The sequence below is a fragment of the Thermomonas carbonis genome, assembly GCF_014396975.1.
Classification (GTDB): domain Bacteria; phylum Pseudomonadota; class Gammaproteobacteria; order Xanthomonadales; family Xanthomonadaceae; genus Thermomonas; species Thermomonas carbonis.
Map to the genome: position 1 here is coordinate 1,176,155 of NZ_CP060719.1, position 16,908 is coordinate 1,193,062.

Annotated in this window: 14 protein-coding genes; 9 read left to right on the plus strand and 5 right to left on the minus strand. The window is 63.6% G+C overall.

Annotation, left to right across the window (positions count from 1 at the left end):
• Positions 1-83: 83 nt before the first annotated feature.
• The 3 genes from H9L16_RS05440 (at position 84) to H9L16_RS05450 (ending at position 5,885) form a co-directional block, all read left to right on the plus strand.
• Positions 84-1,937, plus strand: coding sequence for an AAA family ATPase (locus H9L16_RS05440; protein ID WP_187553534.1), 1,854 nt, complete (start codon positions 84-86; stop codon positions 1,935-1,937).
• Between the two features lie 192 nt (positions 1,938-2,129).
• Complete coding sequence (locus tag H9L16_RS05445) at positions 2,130-4,259, plus strand: KAP family P-loop NTPase fold protein (protein ID WP_187553535.1); 2,130 nt, start codon at positions 2,130-2,132, stop codon at positions 4,257-4,259.
• A 204-nt stretch (positions 4,260-4,463) separates the two neighbouring features.
• Positions 4,464-5,885 (plus strand): GGDEF domain-containing protein, encoded by a 1,422-nt coding sequence (locus H9L16_RS05450; RefSeq protein WP_187553536.1) that lies wholly within the window; start codon positions 4,464-4,466, stop codon positions 5,883-5,885.
• 7 nt (positions 5,886-5,892) lie between these two features.
• On the opposite strand, the gene H9L16_RS05455 is transcribed toward H9L16_RS05450, so the two are convergent.
• Entirely contained in the window at positions 5,893-6,780 is an 888-nt protein-coding gene (locus tag H9L16_RS05455) for a prolyl oligopeptidase family serine peptidase (protein ID WP_187553537.1), read from the minus strand.
• Between the two features lie 138 nt (positions 6,781-6,918).
• Between H9L16_RS05455 and H9L16_RS05460 the strand changes: the two genes are divergently transcribed.
• Both H9L16_RS05460 and H9L16_RS05465 read left to right on the plus strand, forming a co-directional pair.
• The gene (locus H9L16_RS05460) at positions 6,919-8,790 is read left to right on the plus strand and encodes an alpha/beta hydrolase family protein (protein ID WP_187553538.1); all 1,872 of its coding nucleotides are present in this window, start codon (positions 6,919-6,921) and stop codon (positions 8,788-8,790) included.
• A 117-nt stretch (positions 8,791-8,907) separates the two neighbouring features.
• Positions 8,908-9,279 carry a YciI family protein gene (locus tag H9L16_RS05465; RefSeq protein ID WP_187553539.1) on the plus strand — a complete coding sequence of 124 codons (372 nt, stop codon included), beginning with the start codon at positions 8,908-8,910 and terminating at the stop codon, positions 9,277-9,279.
• Positions 9,280-9,301: 22 nt separating this feature from the next.
• On the opposite strand, the gene H9L16_RS05470 is transcribed toward H9L16_RS05465, so the two are convergent.
• The 3 genes from H9L16_RS05470 to H9L16_RS05480 all read right to left on the minus strand — a co-directional run bounded on the left by H9L16_RS05470 (position 9,302) and on the right by H9L16_RS05480 (position 10,592).
• Positions 9,302-9,844 (minus strand): SRPBCC family protein, encoded by a 543-nt coding sequence (locus H9L16_RS05470; RefSeq protein ID WP_187553540.1) that lies wholly within the window; start codon positions 9,842-9,844, stop codon positions 9,302-9,304.
• Positions 9,841-10,233, minus strand: coding sequence for an ArsR/SmtB family transcription factor (locus H9L16_RS05475; protein WP_187553541.1), 393 nt, complete (start codon positions 10,231-10,233; stop codon positions 9,841-9,843). Before H9L16_RS05475 ends, H9L16_RS05470 begins: the two co-directional genes overlap by 4 nt.
• Positions 10,234-10,337: 104 nt before the next feature.
• Positions 10,338-10,592, minus strand: a complete 255-nt coding sequence (locus H9L16_RS05480; protein WP_187553542.1) for a hypothetical protein — start codon at positions 10,590-10,592, stop codon at positions 10,338-10,340.
• 178 nt (positions 10,593-10,770) lie between these two features.
• Here H9L16_RS05480 and chrA point away from each other — a divergent pair, with 178 nt between their 5' ends.
• Together chrA and H9L16_RS05490 are read left to right on the plus strand one after the other, a co-directional pair.
• Positions 10,771-12,006 carry a chromate efflux transporter gene (gene chrA / locus H9L16_RS05485; RefSeq protein WP_229796553.1) on the plus strand — a complete coding sequence of 412 codons (1,236 nt, stop codon included), beginning with the start codon at positions 10,771-10,773 and terminating at the stop codon, positions 12,004-12,006.
• Between the two features lie 104 nt (positions 12,007-12,110).
• A complete protein-coding gene (locus H9L16_RS05490) occupies positions 12,111-12,953 on the plus strand; it encodes a M28 family metallopeptidase (RefSeq protein ID WP_187553544.1) in 843 nt (280 codons plus the stop codon).
• Positions 12,954-13,002: 49 nt separating this feature from the next.
• Here the strand turns inward: H9L16_RS05490 and H9L16_RS05495 are convergent, their stop codons facing one another.
• Positions 13,003-13,638, minus strand: a complete 636-nt coding sequence (locus H9L16_RS05495; protein WP_187553545.1) for a glutathione S-transferase family protein — start codon at positions 13,636-13,638, stop codon at positions 13,003-13,005.
• Between the two features lie 80 nt (positions 13,639-13,718).
• Between H9L16_RS05495 and H9L16_RS05500 the strand changes: the two genes are divergently transcribed.
• Entirely contained in the window at positions 13,719-14,690 is a 972-nt protein-coding gene (locus tag H9L16_RS05500; RefSeq protein ID WP_187553546.1) for a helix-turn-helix transcriptional regulator, read from the plus strand.
• Positions 14,691-14,871: 181 nt separating this feature from the next.
• Positions 14,872-16,887 carry a TonB-dependent receptor family protein gene (locus H9L16_RS05505; RefSeq protein ID WP_187553547.1) on the plus strand — a complete coding sequence of 672 codons (2,016 nt, stop codon included), beginning with the start codon at positions 14,872-14,874 and terminating at the stop codon, positions 16,885-16,887.
• The last annotated feature ends 21 nt before the right edge of the window (positions 16,888-16,908 follow it).

Genomic DNA, 16,908 nt, shown 5'->3' on the forward strand with positions numbered 1-16,908 from the left:
TCGATCACGTAGATCCGCGCTGCGCTTCGTTAATCGGGCGACGCGGGCTGAATGAAGGCAACTGACTTCGTGAGAGGTAAGCAATGAAACTGCGCCGCTTTGAGATTCGCAACTTCAAATGCATCGAGTATGTGAACCTCAACTGGGAAGACCTGCTAGTCATAATTGGCGAGAACAATGCAGGAAAGTCATCCGTTTTGTCAGCCCTCGCGCTGTTTCTCAGTGGAAGCGCTGCCAAAGACGCTTCACTATTTCGAAGGCACCAGATAAATGCCGATAACGCGATCGAACTGATCGGACATTTCTCCGGCATCGGTACCGAAGAGGCAGACCAGATCGCCATCCGAGGTCGCATGGATGGCGACAAATGGATACTGAAGAAGCGTTTCTGGTACGAACCGGGTGAAGATGGTGAGTCCGGTGGATGGAAAGAGCAGCTCTATTCGTTTTCAAGCACTGAAACCTTCGTTGGTTGGCCCGATTCGGATTCAGCCTGGACGTCATTTCCGGATGAGTACCAGGGGCTAATCGCGGCCCTTCCCAATCGTAGCGTCCGGCCCAACGCAGTATCCAAGGAAGCGCTGAGGACTGCCTTGCGAGATCAGCGTCCACATCTGGTCGACGTGGGGGCCGCAAATTGGGTTGCGAACCCTGGAGGCGGGGGCAACTGGAAGAGCAACGCAAACTCGATTCTTCCTCGAGCAATCTTCGTGAGAGCTGTTCATGAGGCCAGTGATGAGACGAATGCAAAAGATGCATCGACCTACGGGAAGCTCGTCAACCTGATCGTTGAGCGCAGTCTGGCGCAACGGCCTGAAATGGCGAGGTTGCGAGAAGCCTTGGACGAAGTCCTAGCGTTGTTCCGGCCTGATGAAGCTAACCCCCTACGTCAAGCGCAAGAAGTCAGAGATCTTCAAGAAAAGATCAACCAGAGCCTCAATGAGGTTATTGGCGGACACGCGTTGATCCGAACAGAGCCGCCGGAGTTGCGAGCGATGGTGCTCCCATCGACGTCTCTGGTGATCCGCGATGTTGTGGCTGGCATTGAAACTGATGTTGGGGATCAAGGTCATGGTCTGCAGCGTACGCTGGTCATGACATTGCTACAGCTATTGGCTGATGCCCAAGGCCAAGCGAATTTTGGAATGACCCCAGGATTCCAAAGATCCACAATTCTGCTTTTGGAAGAGCCGGAACTTTACCTTCACCCGCAAATGGAACGCCTTATGCGGGATGTTCTGCATAAGCTGGCATCCCAGCCGGGCACTCAGGTGGTTTGCTGTACCCACTCACCGTTGTTTCTAGATACTGCGAATAGCTATCGGGCGATAGTCCGGATATTCAAGACTGCGACTGGTGATGCCACATCTCATCAAGTGACGCAGGACTTGTTTCCAGGGTCGACTCATCAGGCTGACAAGCAACGACTCAATGCTGTAGCGAAGTTTGATCCAGCAGTGAACGAACTCTTCTTCGCGAAAAGCGTGGTGCTGATGGAGGAGTTCAGTGCGATCGCTGCGTTCGATCGTGCTGCCGAGGTTCTAGGCTTTTTTGAGCGACATCGGAGACTACGGCGGGAGTTGACACTAATAGACTGCAATGGAAAGTCAAATATCCCAGCCTTCCTTCGCGTCCTAAATGCTTTCAATATTCCCTACAGAGTCCTCCACGACGCTGACCCCGGAAATGTTTCTGAGCAGGCCACTAACCAGAAAATACTTGCGGCGCTCCCCAACGGCGCTGCTCAGCTTCATCTGGTGGATCCGAACTTGGAAGGCCTGCTCGGCTATGTACCACCGAGTAAGGCCAAGCCATACGCAGCAGTGTCTGCAGTGGATAGCCTCCACTCTCAAGGACAACTACCTCAAGCTTTCTGTGAGGCAGTGTGCATGGTCTATTTCGGACAGCCGACAGAGCCGGCTGTTAGTACTCCATAGAAATGGAAACGGTACTAATAAAAAGTCGGAGATGCCTCATCACTTTGTCGACCAATTTTTCGCCACGCCGCTTATAGCTGGAAGCAACGAAGGCATTGCGCAGTGTAAATTTGTCGATGAGGCCGGCGGCACGTCACGAAAAATGCAGTTCGCAAGTATGTGGTTAGTTTAGTCATTAGGAAGATAGACAAAATGGCGACCGAGCTACCAGTAATTGGATCAGACCAACCTCTCCAGCCATCGGACGCTATCGACCACGACAAACTGCAGAGGAAGGGATTCGCAAAATCTGCAGTTGCCGCACTGAAGCGAGTGTCATCGGCGGCTGGATTTGTCCTGTCGATAGAGGGGCCGTGGGGGAGCGGCAAGACATCGATTCTCTCCATGATGGAGCAACTAATCCGCATGGATGACAGCGAAGGAACTGTCATAGTTCATTTCAATCCATGGCTAGTTGGTGAGCGTGATCCTCTCCTTCGTCAGTTTCTGAATTCCATTGCGACAGCCATCAAGATCAAAGACAACGCTGAAGTTGCGAAGAAGGCTTCTAAGGAGCTCATCAACTACGCAGATGTTCTCGACTTTGTGAAATGGGTGCCAGGCGCGGAACCTTGGGCATCAATCGTCAAAGGTGTTTTGAAATCGGCAGGCAAAGCGACTGGTGGAGTCGCCGATCAAAAATCGAGGGATATAGAGGGTCAAAAGGAGAGGCTTGAGAAGGCGCTGGAAGAACTTGATAAAAAAATCTACGTGTTCATCGACGATGTAGATCGCTTGTTTCCCGCCGAAGTTTTCGAAATGGTGAGAATAATAAAAGCTGTTGGGCACTTACCGAATGTAGGATATGTAGTAGCGTGGGATCCAGAATATGTTCGACGCGCGCTGAAGGCGGCCGCCGTTCCGCAGGCGGTCAACTACATCGACAAGATTGTTCAAGTGCGCCTTCCCGTGCCAGCCATCTCTGCGCATGCGCGCCTGCAACTATTGAATGAAGGGATCGCTTCCCTTTCTGTTGAAGCTACTGCAAACCGTTTCGCGAAGCAGGACGAGCGCCTTCAATCTCTTTACTTCCAGGGATTGCGCGATCTCCTCGAGCAGCCAAGAGATGTAACGCGCGTCATGAACACTGTGAGCGTAATTGAGCCGGGACTTCGGGGCGAGGTGGTATTCGCAGATATTTTAGGATTGTCGTGCTTAATGGTTCGTGCTCCACGTGTTTACGACGCACTGCGGAGAAATCCGGAGTTGTTTACTTCTGGCATGTCTTCTTACGACGAGAATAAAAAGAAGCATCAAGAAGAGCATCGAGATAAAATGGATCGACTTTTCGCAAAGACACCAAACCCAGTCGCGGTTCAGAAGCTGGTTCATCACCTCTTTCCTGCTGCAGCTAAAGCGAGCGGTCATTTCGCGTTTGGAAACGCAGTCGACGTGGAAGGTCACTTAGCAGCACCGAGTCGTCTCAACATCGCAATGAGCATGGCGATTGGCGTCACAGACGTGAGTCTGGTCGACGCAAGGCATTACATCCTTGAGCCTCTCAAGCGCGCGCAAATTGAAACGACTCTAACTTCTGACAATTGTCTTGGATTCTTAGACATGCTGGGCGATGTCGCGAAGACGATATCAAAAGGAGAGATCGCCGATTTGGAGCGTCTTTGCATAGCAATCGGGCGCTTGATAGATAGAGAGCCGATTTCAAGTTCCAAGAATCGGCGAGGCTTCTTTACGATCTCCGCAGAAAACTTGGCCAGAACGGCAATTGAAAATCTAACAGCGTCGAATCAGACCCACAGTGCACCTCATATTGCCCATACGATCGCTATTGATCCAGATGCTTTGACGCTAGCCGCCGACATTATTAGTGACGGCGCAGCTCCAAAACGGAACAATGGTTCTATGATGTGTGTTTCATCCAAGCAAGATGCGGCGTCAAGAAAGCTGGCTTCTAACACTATAAGTGCGGTCGAAGGAGGCACATTCTGGTCTGTGTGCAACCCGTCTCGTGTTCTTTGGACGATCATGCGAACGGCACCCAATGCCGCAAAGAGAGTTTTCGCTGCAATCAAGCGCGAAGACCAAAATTTAGACAGGTTTGCATTGAGTTTTCTAAAACACTCATTCAGTTCAGATGGCGGGCAAAGTTACGGCCTCCCTGACGATCCCGCGGTCAAGAACATGGTTGATCCGCGCGTGCTCTTAACCCACGCAAAGCGCCGTCTAAAAGACGAAAAGTTGGACTATCCAGCTCGTGCGGCATGGAGATCGGTTGTTGAGAAGAAGCCGCTATATGGATTCGACGGATCTGATGCAGGATCTTAAGCGCAAGCGCCAAAGAATTCGGGTCGGAGTGGACTTCTTTAAGCCCTGACGCCGCGCCGACGCTTTCGCCAAGATGGCGTCTCTGAAACCAAGGCGTCCGCATCAGTACGCGCCACTGCATCGCCACTGGCCCACGTCATCGTCAGGAAATGTCCTCTCACCCCTTTTCAGCGATGATGGCTCCGTCTACCACTGGGCCTGTACGTGACCGAAGACTCGATGGCCGCAAGCGCTGCCGGTTGGCCGCGCTGGACTAAGGGACTTGCCCTGGCCATCGCCTGGGTGGGCCTCTGGGGGCTCGGCCACATCGGCGAGTTCGCCACCCATGCGAGTCTCTGGTACCCGCCCGCGGCACTGACCTTCGCGAGCCTCGCGGTGCTCGGTCCGCGCGTGATTCCCTACCTGGTGCTGGCCAGCTTCGGCGGCACGCTGTGGTCGCTGTCGATCTACCAGGTCGACATGCACTGGACCCGCGTGGTGGCGTTCGGCCTGGCCAATGCGATCGCCCACATCGGCTGCTACGCGCTCGGCGCCTTCGTGCTCCGGCGTTTCGCGCGGCAACCGGGCCATCGCCTGCCGAACCAGATCATCGCGTTCCTGCTCATCGCCACGCTGTCTTCGGCACTGGCCACCATCGGCGTGGTCACCACCCTGGCCGCCTTCGACCAGCTCGGTCCTGAAGGACCATGGACGACGGCATTGGTGTTCTGGATCGGCGATTTCGCCGCGCTCGTTGTGCTGGGGCCTTTGTTCGCCGCAGTGCTCCTGCGCCTGCTTCGCCATAACGAGCTGTGGGCGCAAGCGCATGCCGTGCTGCGCGGCGGGCGCCTGCGCGACGCGTTCGGCTACAAGCTGCTCTTCAACGTCGTGCTGGTGATCGCGGTCATGCTGATCGCCGATCGCGTCCCGAGTTACGAAAGCGCGTTCCTGATCTTCTTCGTGCTGATCCCGCAGCTGTGGCTGACGTACACGGAATCGCCGATGGCGACCACGGTCAGCCTGGCGGTGGTCAGCTTCCTGGTGGTCGTGCTGCTCTGGCTGCTGGAACTCACGCAGTTCGTCTACGTTTACCAGCTGGCGATCGCGATCATCGCGACGACCGCCTATTTCGGGCTGGCGATCCCCTTGCTCGAGGCCGCCAATCGCCAGCTGCGCCAGCGCCTGATGTTCGATCCGCTGACCGGCGCCGCATCGCGCGAGTACCTGCTCGAGAAGATCGAACGCGCGGAGCGGGTGGAGAGTGAATCGGCGAGCGCCCTCGCCATCGTCGATATCGACCGGTTCAAGGCGATCAACGACACCCATGGCCATCGACTGGGCGACCAGGCCTTGATCGCGGTGGCGGAAACGCTGCGCGCGCATGTGCGCGGGGGCGATGTCGTTGCGCGCTTCGGCGGCGACGAATTCATGATCATGTTGCCGGGCTGCGATCACGACCGCGCAAGCCGACGCATGCAGGCGGCCTTGCGCGCGCTGCGCGATGTGCGCGTCGGCGACGACGTGCGCCTGACCGCCAGCGTCGGCATCGCCATCCGCGGCCCGGACGAAAGCTTCGATCGCTGGTTCGCGCGCGCCGACGAGGCGCTGTATCGGGCGAAGCAGGCGGGGCGGGATCGGGTGGTGTGAGCTCTTTTCAGACGCGCGCCACGATCCACTCCACCATCGCATCGAACCGCTCCTGATCCAGCGCATGCCCGCGCTCGACGCGCAGCGTGGTGATGAAGTCGCCTGCAACCCTGGCCACGACCGCATCCGCATCCCGCGAATACTTGTCCTGCGTGCCCGACACCACCATCGCCGGCCGCGGGCCGATGGCCGCCAGCAGGTCATGGTGGCCGAGTTGGCGCGCAAGCCCGGGCACGGTCTCGAACAGCAGGATCCCGGTGCCTTCGCGCAGGCGCGCCTCGAAGCTGCAGACCGCGCCACTGATGCAGGCGAACGTGCATCGCGCATCGATGGCGGCGTGGTAAAGCGCGGTGGTGCCGCCGTACGAATGACCCGCCACGCCCACGCGGCGCGCATCGATCCCGGTGGTCTGCAGCAGCACGCTCAGCGCGCGCTGCGCGTCGTCCAGGCACTTGCGCATCAGCAGGTCGCCCTGCAGCAACCGGTAGCTCATGGCGTTGTAGTGCTGCAGCCAGTCGTACATGTCCGGCTCGGTGCCCTGCACCGCGGCGCGGCGGTCCTCGAAGCTGATCGCATCCGGTGCCAGCACCGCCAGACCCCTGCGCGCGAGCGCCGGGCCGAAGGCCTGGAACGCATCGCCCGTGATCCCCGCAACCTCGCTCTTGCCGAAGTGGAATTCGCCGTTGTGCTGGTGGAAGACGACCACGCCGCCGCGCGCCGCGTGCCCGCTCGGCGTGAACAGGAAGGCAGGAATGACGTCGTCTTCGAGTCCGCGGTACTCGATGCGTTCGCGATCGAAGCCCTCGAACGATTCGACCTCGCCTCGCTGGACATCGACCTGCACCGGTTCGGCAAGCCCGAGGCGTTCCCGAAGGCGCGTGGCGATGTCATCCATGGGTGGCGATGATAGGCCGTCGGAAACATCAGCGAACTGAGCAGAAAACGTTCCCGTCTGAATTGCGCCAGGACATGGCACCCCGGCCGCCTGCAACCATCTGCTACGTTGCTTCAACAAACCCAACGAGCGCCGCCCATGCCCTCCGCCGATCGCATCAGCCTCGCCCTTGCCCTGCTGCTCGCCACCGCCCCAACCCTGGCCGCAGACGCACCCGCCGACCCCGCGCTCGAAGCCCGCATCGCCGCGATGGGCAAGGTCGGCGGCGCGAGTGCGGCGCAGTATTCGCCGGACGGCAAGCACATCGCCTACATCACCACCCTCAGCGGCTCGCCGCAGGCGTGGATCATCCCGGCGCAGGGCGGTTACCCGCGGCAGGTGACCAACGGCAGCGATGCGGTCTCCGGGTTGCGCTGGTCGCCCGACGGCAAGCTGGCGTATGCGGTGTCGCCGGGCGGGGGCTACAACGCGCAGCTGTTCCTCACCACGGCCAATGGCGTGCAGATGACGCGCATCAACGAAGGCGACGCCAACACCTTCCCCGGCGACTTCGCGCCCGATGGCCGCTACTACTTCCGCAGCAATGCGCGCAGCCCCGACAGCACCGACACCTGGTTGTACGACCCCGCCACCGGCAAGGCGAAACTCGCGGTGGAGATGGAAACCGTCGGCAACATCGACGACATGCGCGGTCATCTCGCCGTGGTCAACCGGCTGGTGACGCGCGGCAACAACAACCTGTGGCTGGAAGACCTGCGCACGCATCGCGGCATGCTGCTCACGCCGCACCAGGGCAGCGCGCAGAGTTCGGGCCTGTTCGGCAGCGACAGCAACACCGTCTACATCGCCCACAACATCGACCGCGACCGCATGGCGCTGGCCCGCGTCGACATCTCCACCGACGGCCGAACGTTCAAGCGCAGCGAACTGGCCGCACGCGACGATGCCGAACTCGACGACTTCATCCTCGACGATGCCAAGACCCACGCCTTGCTGACGTGGAACGTGGCCGGTCGCAACGAGCTGGAACTGCTCGACCTGGCCAGCAACACGCGCCGTCGCCTGCCCGCCGCGCCTGCAGAATTGGTGGGCGGCACCGATTTCTCGCCCGATGGCAAACGCGTGGTGATGGCCTTGAGTGGCTCGGTCGCGCCTTCGGATTTGTGGCAACTGGACCTGGCCAGCGGCACGTACACCCGCCTCACCTACAGCCCGTCCGCGGGCGTGGACCTGACGCAACTGGTCACGCCGACCCTGCGCACGTTCAAGGCGCACGACGGGTTGGAATTGTCGGGCTGGCTGTACCTGCCGAAAGACGTCAAGGCACCCGGTCCGGTGGTGCTGAGTTTCCACGGTGGCCCCGAAGGCCAGGAGCGCCCTGCGTTCCGCGCCGAGTACCAGGCATTGCTGGCCAGCGGCATCGCCGTGTTCGCGCCGAACATCCGCGGCTCGTCGGGCTTCGGCAAGAAGTTCATGTCGATGGACAACCACGCCGGCCGCTTCGACGCGAACAAGGACATCAAGGCCGCCGCGGATTTCCTGATCGCCGAACGCATCGGCGCGAAGGGCCGGCTGGGCATCGTCGGTGGCAGCTACGGCGGCTACGTGGTGATGGTGGCGGTGACCGACTACCCGGACACCTTCGCCGCCGGTGCCAACTTGTTCGGCATGGTGAATTTCGAAACCTTCTTCGCCCAGAGCACGCCATGGATGGGCGCGATCAGCACCGGCGAATACGGTGATCCCGAGACCCAGCTGCAACTGCTGCGCGACCTCTCGCCGATCCACAAACTCGATCGCGTCAAAACCCCATTGCTGGTGATGCACGGTGCCAACGACACCAATGTGCCGGTGGTCGAAGCCGAGCAAGTCGTCGCCGCATTGAAGAAGCGCGGCGTGCCGGTGGAGTACCTGCTGTTCCCCGACGAGGGCCACGGCTGGCGCAAGCAGGCGAACCGGGTGACCTCCACGGCCACGCTGGCGGCATTCTTCGCGAAGCATCTGAAGTGAGGCGGTCGCGACGCGGCATCGGCTGACCGCAGAACGAGAAATGTGCCGGGGACAATGTGCCTGTCGATTCCGGATGCCCTGCACCGTCGTCAAGACAGATCCACCCGGAGAACAACCATGCAATACCTCGGCCTCGCCTATTTCGCGCCCGAAAAATTCGCCGCGCTCGCGCCCGAAGAGGTGAAGGTGATCGTCAGCCAATGCCCGGCGCTGGACGACGCGATGCGCGCGACCGGCAAGGTGCTGGTGTCGGCGTCGCTCGGCGATCTGGAGCACTGGAAGACATTGCTGCCGGGCGGCGGCAAGACCCGCGTGATCGATGGCCCGTACACCGAGTCGAAGGAAGTGGTCGGCGGCCTCTTCATCATCGAAGCCGACAGCCACGACGAGGCGCTGCGCATCGCGGCGATGCATCCTGCGGCCACCATCGGCGAAGAGGGCGGTTGGGCGGTGGAGTTGATTCCGCTGGATTTCTATCTGGCGCGGTGAGGGCCCGAAAAGGGGCCGCGGCTCACGCCGGGATGCGATGCTCGTACTCCGCGCGCAGCCGCGTCCAGCCATCCCAGAACGGTTCCGGTGCCAAGCCGCTGGCGCGGGCGACGAGGGTGTCGAGGTGCTGGTGCCAACCGGCGCCGATCATCAGCAGGTTGTTGCGGTCGGAGATGCCGCGATGGGTGACGGTGAGCAGCACCTGCTCGCCGCGCGGTTCAAGTGTGAAGGTGACATCGCCGCCACCCCAGGTGAAGGCGAGCCGATGCGGTGGCTCGAAGACGGTGATGGTGCTGTCCATGCGGTGTTCGTCGCCGAAGCCTTCGGGCTTGTGGCCGGGCGGATCGGTGAGCTCGCTGTTGCGCCAGACCAGGGTGAACGCACTGTCTTCAGCCGCTTGCATGTCGCCGGCGGCCAGCCACTGTCGGCGCAGGTCGCTGTCGGTGAGGTAGTCCCAGATGCGCTCCACCGGACCGGGCAGCAGGCGCTGCAGGCGCACGGTCTGGGGTGCGACCACGCTGGCGTAGTCGGTCTCGGTCTGATGGGTCTGGGGATTCGCGTTCATCGCTTGGTCCTTGTCTTCGCGGAAGGGGTGCGTTTGCGCGCACGTGCAGGTTTCGCCGGTGCATCCGCCGCTCGCAGCAATGCGTCCAATGCATCCAGTCGGGTGGTCCAGAAGCGTTCGTAGTGGCGCAGCCATTCGACGCCTTCATGCAGCGGCGCGGCCTCGAGCCGGCAGGTATGCACGCGTCCCTGCACCTGGCGATCCAGCAGCCCGGCCTGTTCCAGCACCTGGATGTGCTTGGATGCACCGGCCAGCGAGATCGCATGCGGCGCGGCGAGCTCGCCGACCGTGCGCGGGCCGGCGGCCAGGTCCTGCAACATCGCGCGGCGGGTGGGATCGGCCAGCGCGCGGAACAGGTCGTTCAATCGGGCATCGGAATATTCAACCATGTGGTTGAATGTAAGCATCGAGAATTCGATTGTCAACCATCGGGTTGAATTTATCTTTTCGCCACGCGCATGGACTCAACGCCAGCGCGCGCACCACCCGTGGATCATCCCCGCCTGGTGGAAACGCAGCGGCGCATCGAAGCCGGCATCGTCCGGCAGCGTGTCGAGTACGCCGGCATGGAACGCGCAACGGTCGATGAAGCCGTCGCGCTGCGCACGCGCGCGTCCTCCGGCAGGTCGGCGAACACGGTTTCCAGCAGGAACGGCAGGCTCTCGCGGATCGGTGCCATCCGCACCCGTTGCGCGTCGTAGCCGGCGGCCTGCGGGTCGAAAAGGGCATCGAGTTCCTGCTGGTGCATGGGCGTCTCGGGGGGGCTTCATTCCACGATAAAGACGGTGTCGAGCAGGTCTGCGCGAGCCTCGACTCGTTGCGCCCGGGCGATGCTTCTGTGCGAGAGATTTCAGCCCGACAGAGGCAGGCATCGGGGCGCATGCGCGGACACGCATGCGCAAGGCGCGTCCCGCACAATCCGGGCCGTGACCCTGCCGTCCACCACCGATCCCGTTGCAACGCCGCGGCCGGCAGGCCGTACGGCCGAGGTCTTCCTTGCCTTCCTCATGCTGGGCCTCACCTCGTTCGGTGGGCCGATCGCGCATCTGGGTTACCTGCGCGAGGAATTCGTGCGCCGCCGCGGCTGGCTGGACGAGGCGCATTACGCGCAATTGCTCGCGGTCTGCCAGTTCCTGCCGGGACCTGCCAGCAGTCAGATGGGCTTCGCCATCGGCCTGTTGCGCGGTGGCTGGCGCGGGGCGCTGGCGGCGTTCGCTGGGTTCACCTTGCCGTCCGCGTTGCTGATGTTCGGCTTCGCCGCGCTGGCACCCTCGCTGGGCTCCGGCCTGGGTGCTGCCGCGCTGCATGGGCTGAAACTGGTGGCGGTGGTGGTGGTCGCACATGGCTTGCTGGGGATGTTGCGCCAGCTCGCACCGGACCTGCCGCGCGGGTTCATTGCGGCCACCGCGCTGGCACTGGTCGCGATGATCGGCAACGCGTGGATGCAACTGCTCGCGATCGCGCTGGGTGGCGTGCTGGGGCACTGGCTGTGCCGGCATGCGAGTGCGCCTGCGATGGCCATGTTCCCGCTGCGCCACGGGCGTCGCGCAGCAGCGGTGTTGCTGACCCTGTTCGTGGCCGGTCTGGCCGGCGCGCTGCTATGGCCGGCCACGCCATCGCCCACCACGCTTGGCCTGGCAGCGGCGTTCTATCAGTCCGGCGCGCTGGTGTTCGGTGGCGGCCACGTGGTCCTGCCGCTGCTGCAGCAGAGCGTGGTCGATCCCGGCTGGATCGCCGCCGACACCTTCCTTGCCGGCTATGGCGCGGCGCAGGCGATGCCGGGACCGATGTTCTCGCTGGCCGCGTTCCTGGGTGCCGAGATCCCGCTGGGCCTGCCGCCCGCCGCGGGCGCGGTGCTCGCCTTGCTGGCGCTGTTCCTGCCTGGCTTCCTGCTGCTGCTCGCGGTGCTGCCGTTCTGGGCGCGCCTGGCACGCCTGCGCCGCGCCGCGCGCACGATGGCCGGCATCAATGCGGCCGTGGTCGGCATGCTCGCCGCCGCATTCCTCGATCCGGTGCTGGTCGAAGGCGTGCGCGCACCGCTGGACGCGGCGATCGTCGCGATCGGCTTCGCCCTGCTGGCGATGTGGCGGGTTCCTGCCTTGTGGGTAGTGGCGTGGTGCGTGGTGGCGGCACTCGCCGCGGGATCGCTGGCCGGGGTGTAACGCGTTGCGGCTGCGATGTCACTCGCCGATGCGATGCTGCGGCCAGTGCCTCTTTCCCCCGCGTTTCGGCAACAATCCGCAGTCCTCGCCCACACCGAGCCGCCATGTTGCATCGCCTGCGCCTGCCTGCTTCGACCCTGCTCACCCTGATGCTGTTCCAGTCCTCGATGCCGGTCGTCGCGCAGCAGGCGCCCTCGACGCTGTCCACGCCGGACGACATCCAGAAGGATTTCGCCAGCGTTCCCTGCGACGACAAGGATCGCCTGGTCGCGGTCAGGGCGCTGTACGAAGGCGCAGGCGTTGCGGCATCGGACATCGCGCTGGACCAGCACGACAACGTCGAGAACCTGGTGGTGGTCAAGCAGGGCGCGTCGCCGGAACGGATCGTGATCGGCGCGCATTACGACAAGACCGCCGAAGGTTGCGGGGCGATCGACAACTGGACCGGCCAGGTTGCGCTGACCCATCTGTACCGGACGCTGAAGGACATCCCGCTCGAGAAGACCCTGGTGTTCATCGCCTTCGGGCGCGAGGAAAAAGGGTTGGTCGGCTCGAAGGCGATGACCAGGGCGATGAGCGAGGATCAGGTCACGCAGACCTGCGCGATGATCAACATCGACAGCCTGGGCCTGGGTCCGCCGCAGGTCGCCGACAACATGTCCAGCAGGAAACTGGCCGCGTTCACCGGTGAATTGGCGAAGGAGCTGGAGATCCCGTTCGCGCATGCCAGCATCGGGCGCGCGAATTCGGATTCCAGTTCGTTCGTCGCCAAGAAGATTCCCGCGGTGACGATCCACGGCTTGAACAAGGACTGGTCCCGCATCCTGCACAGCAAGCACGACCAGGTGGCGAAGGTGAATCCGGTCAGCGTCTATCTGGGTTACCGGCTGGCGCTGGCGATGATCGTGCGGCTGGATGCATCGGCCTGCGAGGCGTACCGGCAATGACGCCGGCTGCATCCGCGTGCGCAGGCAGGCGGAGCAGCCAGATCGCGATTCAATCGGCGGCAGGCGGGGCCATCGCTTCGGCAAGCGCCGCGTCGAGTTCGCCGGCACGGATCACTGCCGGGTGCGCGGACACGCGTTCGATGTAGGCCAGGATCACCGGCAGCCTGGGCACGATGCCGAACTCGGTGGTCCAGCGCAGGCCGGTGCCCCACAGCAGGTCGGCAGCAGTCAGCGTGTCGCCCAGGAGGTAATCGCCGCGCGACAGTTGCGCCACGAGGGTCTCGATGACGGTGTCGTAGTCGCGATACGGCGAGGTGGCCGGATCCAGCGGCGCGCGCTGGAACGCATGGTCCATCAACGCCGGCTCGAAACACGCGGCGTAGAACGCCAACCAGCGCAGGTACGGCCCGCGCAACGGGGCGTCGATGGCCGGTGCCAAGCCTGCAGACGGGAAACGGTCGGCCAGGTAGATCGTGATCGCGACCTGTTCGGTGATGACCGCGTCGTCATGCACCAGCGTGGGCAACTTGCCGAGCGGATTGATCGCCAGGAATTCGGGCGTGCGGTTCTGGCCGTTGGCGAAGTCGATGGTCTGCACGTCGTACGGCACGCCGAGCGCTTCCAGCAGCACCCGTGCACTGGCCGAGCGGGACTTGGGGTTGTGATACAGCGAGAGGTGGGGCATGGCGGGGTCCTGCAGAGGCGATGTGTGCGGCCAAGGTAGCGAGCATTGCGGACAGTATTTGTCCTCGATAGGCTGCGCCGATGCTCTCGACCTCGGCCCGTTTGTTGCGTCTTGCCAGCCTGCTGCAATCGCGCCGGCATTGGCCTGGCAGCGCGCTGGCCGACGAGCTCGGCGTGGATACGCGCACCGTGCGTCGCGACGTGGATCGCCTGCGCGAGCTGGGTTATCCGGTGCAAGCGTCATCCGGCGTCGGTGGTGGCTACGCGCTGGGCCGTGGTGCCGACCTGCCGCCACTGGTGCTGGACGATGAAGAGGCGGTCGCACTCGCGATCGCATTGCGCGCGGCGGGCGCGACCGTGGGCGGCATCGAAGCGACCTCGCTGCGCCTGCTCGGCAAGCTCGACCAGTTGCTGCCCACGCGGCTGCGGCGTCGCGCCACTGCGTTGCATGCGGTCACCTTGTCGCTGCGTGGCGGCATGCCGCCATTGGTGGATGCCGGCATGCTCAGCGAGATCGCCACCGCCTGCCGCGATACGCGGGTGTTGCGCTTCGGTTATCGCAGTCATGCCGGCGATCCCAGCCAGCGTCATGTGCAGCCCTCGCGCGTGGCGAACTATGGCCGCCGCTGGTACCTGATCGCCTGGGACATCGATCGCGGCGACTGGCGCAGCTTCCGCGTCGATCGCATCGACAAGGTGCGCGTCACCGGCGACACGTTCTTGCCAAGGCCGGTGCCTGCCGATGTCGCGACGCGCCTGGAACGCGGCATCGCCTATGAACCCTTCGCCTGCCGCATCTGCTTGCGACTGCAGGGCAGCGTGGACGAACTGCAGGCCGTGCTGCCGGTCTGGTGCGGCGTGCTGGAGCCGGAGACCGCCACCCACAGCCTGCTGCACGTGGGTGCCGAATCGCCCGAACACCTCTTGGCCCAGGTGCTGATGATCGGCCAGGACGTGGAACTGGTCGAAGCCGAGGCGATGGCGCCGGGATTGCAGCGGGTGCTGGCGCGGATGGCGGTGCTGTTCGGGGCTGCGGTGGCGGTGCCTGATTAGCCGTCACCACCGCGCATGTCGTCTGCCAGACTTCCAGCCAGGCCAAGACCCCCGACGTCTGTCGGCTCGCCCGAGATGGAGAACGGTGATTCCCGCAACGCCAGCAGCGACCAGCGAAACAGTGTGGCCGCATGCCGGCCTGCGCGCAGGCCTTGCGTTTGGTGTGGCGCTCGCTGCGTGCATGTGGCCGGCGATGCTGCTGGCGCAGGACACGGCGCGGACGCTGGACACCGTGGTGGTCACCGCCGCACCGCTGCCCAGCGATCGGTTGCGACAACCGAGTGCAACCTCGGTGGTCGATGGCGATGCGCTGCGCGCGCGCAATCCATTGTTCTCCACCGAGGAAGCGCTGCGCGGCATCCCCGGCGTCTCGGTGCGCGACCGCCAGAACGCCGCGCAGGATCTGCAATTGTCGATCCGCGGAGCCGGTGCGCGGTCCGCGTTCGGGATGCGTGGGGTACGCGTCATCGTGGATGGCATTCCGGCGACGATGCCGGACGGGCAGTCGCAACTGGGCCACCTCGACCTCGGCACCTTGCAGCGGCTGGAGATCCTGCGCGGACCGCTGGCGATCCTGCAGGGCAATGCCGCGGCCGGGGTGATCGTGGCCACCACCGAGCGTGGCCGCGAACCCACGGGCTTCGATGCGGACACCGGCATGGACAGCCTGGGCCAGCGACGTTGGGGTGCCGGCATGTCGACCGCGGCAGGTACCTGGGACCTGCGTGCGGGCATCGGCCGGTTGTGGGGCGACGGCATGCGTGCGCAGTCGGCGAGCGAGCGCGAGCATGCCAACCTGCGCAGCGGGTTCGAGCACGCCGCGCTCGGCCGCATCGACCTGATCGTCAACCACGTGCGTCAGTTCGCACAGGATCCACAGGGACTGACCCGCGCCGAGCTGGAACAGGATCCGACGCTGGCAGCACCTGCCGCGCTCGCCTTCGATACGCGCAAGTACAGCCGTCAGGACCAGGCGGGGTTCGCCTGGCACAAGGACCTGTCGGCATCGAGCGCGATCAACGTGGCGGTTTACACCGGCAGTCGCGACATCCTCCAATTTCAATCGATCCCGGTCGCGACGCAGGCAGCGCCCGGGCATGGCGGTGCTGTGATCGGTTTCGATCGCCGCTACGACGGCGTGGATGCGAACTGGCGCCATCGCGGGTCGAACGGGTGGCGTGCCAGCGCAGGACTCACCCGGGAGCACATGCGGGAAGACCGGCGCGGTTGGGAGAACTTCGTCCGCGACACGCGCAGCACCGTGCTGGGCGTGCGCGGCGTGCTGCGACGCGACGAGCGCAACCTGTTGCGCGCGGATGGCGCGTATGTGCAAGTGCAATGGCCGCTCGCGGAGGCGTGGTCACTGGACGCGGGCCTGCGCCACAGCCGCATCGACGTCGCCAGCCGTGATCGTTTCCTCGGCAATGGCGACGATGGCGGGAGCTTGCGCTTCGTGCGCAGTTCGCCGGTTGCCGCGCTGCACTGGCATTCGCGCGGCCCGCTGGCCCTGCACCTGGCGTGGGGTCGCGGCTTCGAAACGCCGACCTTGAACGAGCTTGCGTATGCGCCCGTCGGCGACGGCCCGAATCGCGCGCTGCGTCCGGCGGTGTCATCGCAATGGGAGTTGGCTGGGCGCTGGGTGGATGGCGCGCAAGAGTGGAACTGGGCGCTGTTCGACGTGCGCAGTCGCGACGAGATCGTGGTCGCTTCCAGCAGTGGCGGCCGCACCACCTATCGCAATGCCGCCAGCGGCGTGCGTCGGGGCGCGGAGCTGGGGTGGACGCTGCGTGGCGACCGCTGGGACGCGGCGTTGGCGTCGACCTGGCTGGATGCGCGCTTGCAGGACGCGGGCAGTGTGACGGAGCGCCTGCCGGGTACCGCGCGCGCATGGGGCTCGGCGGAACTGCGTTATCGCCTGGCGAACGATGTGGCGATCGGCATCGGGGTGGACGCCTCGACCGCGATCGAAGCGGGCGCTGGCGTGCGTGCGCCCGGCTTCGCCAAATGGCACCTGCTGGCCAGTCGTGCGTGGACGTGGCGTGGACGCCACGTCCAGGGCTTTGCCCGCATCGACAACGTGCTGGATCGACGCTTTGCGGGTTCGGTGATCGTGGCGCAGGCGCAAGGCCGCTATTTCGAGCCAGCGCCGGGTCGCTCGCTGGTGATCGGGATCGAAGTGGCGACGGGCGAACGTTGATACGGTGCATGCACGAACCGG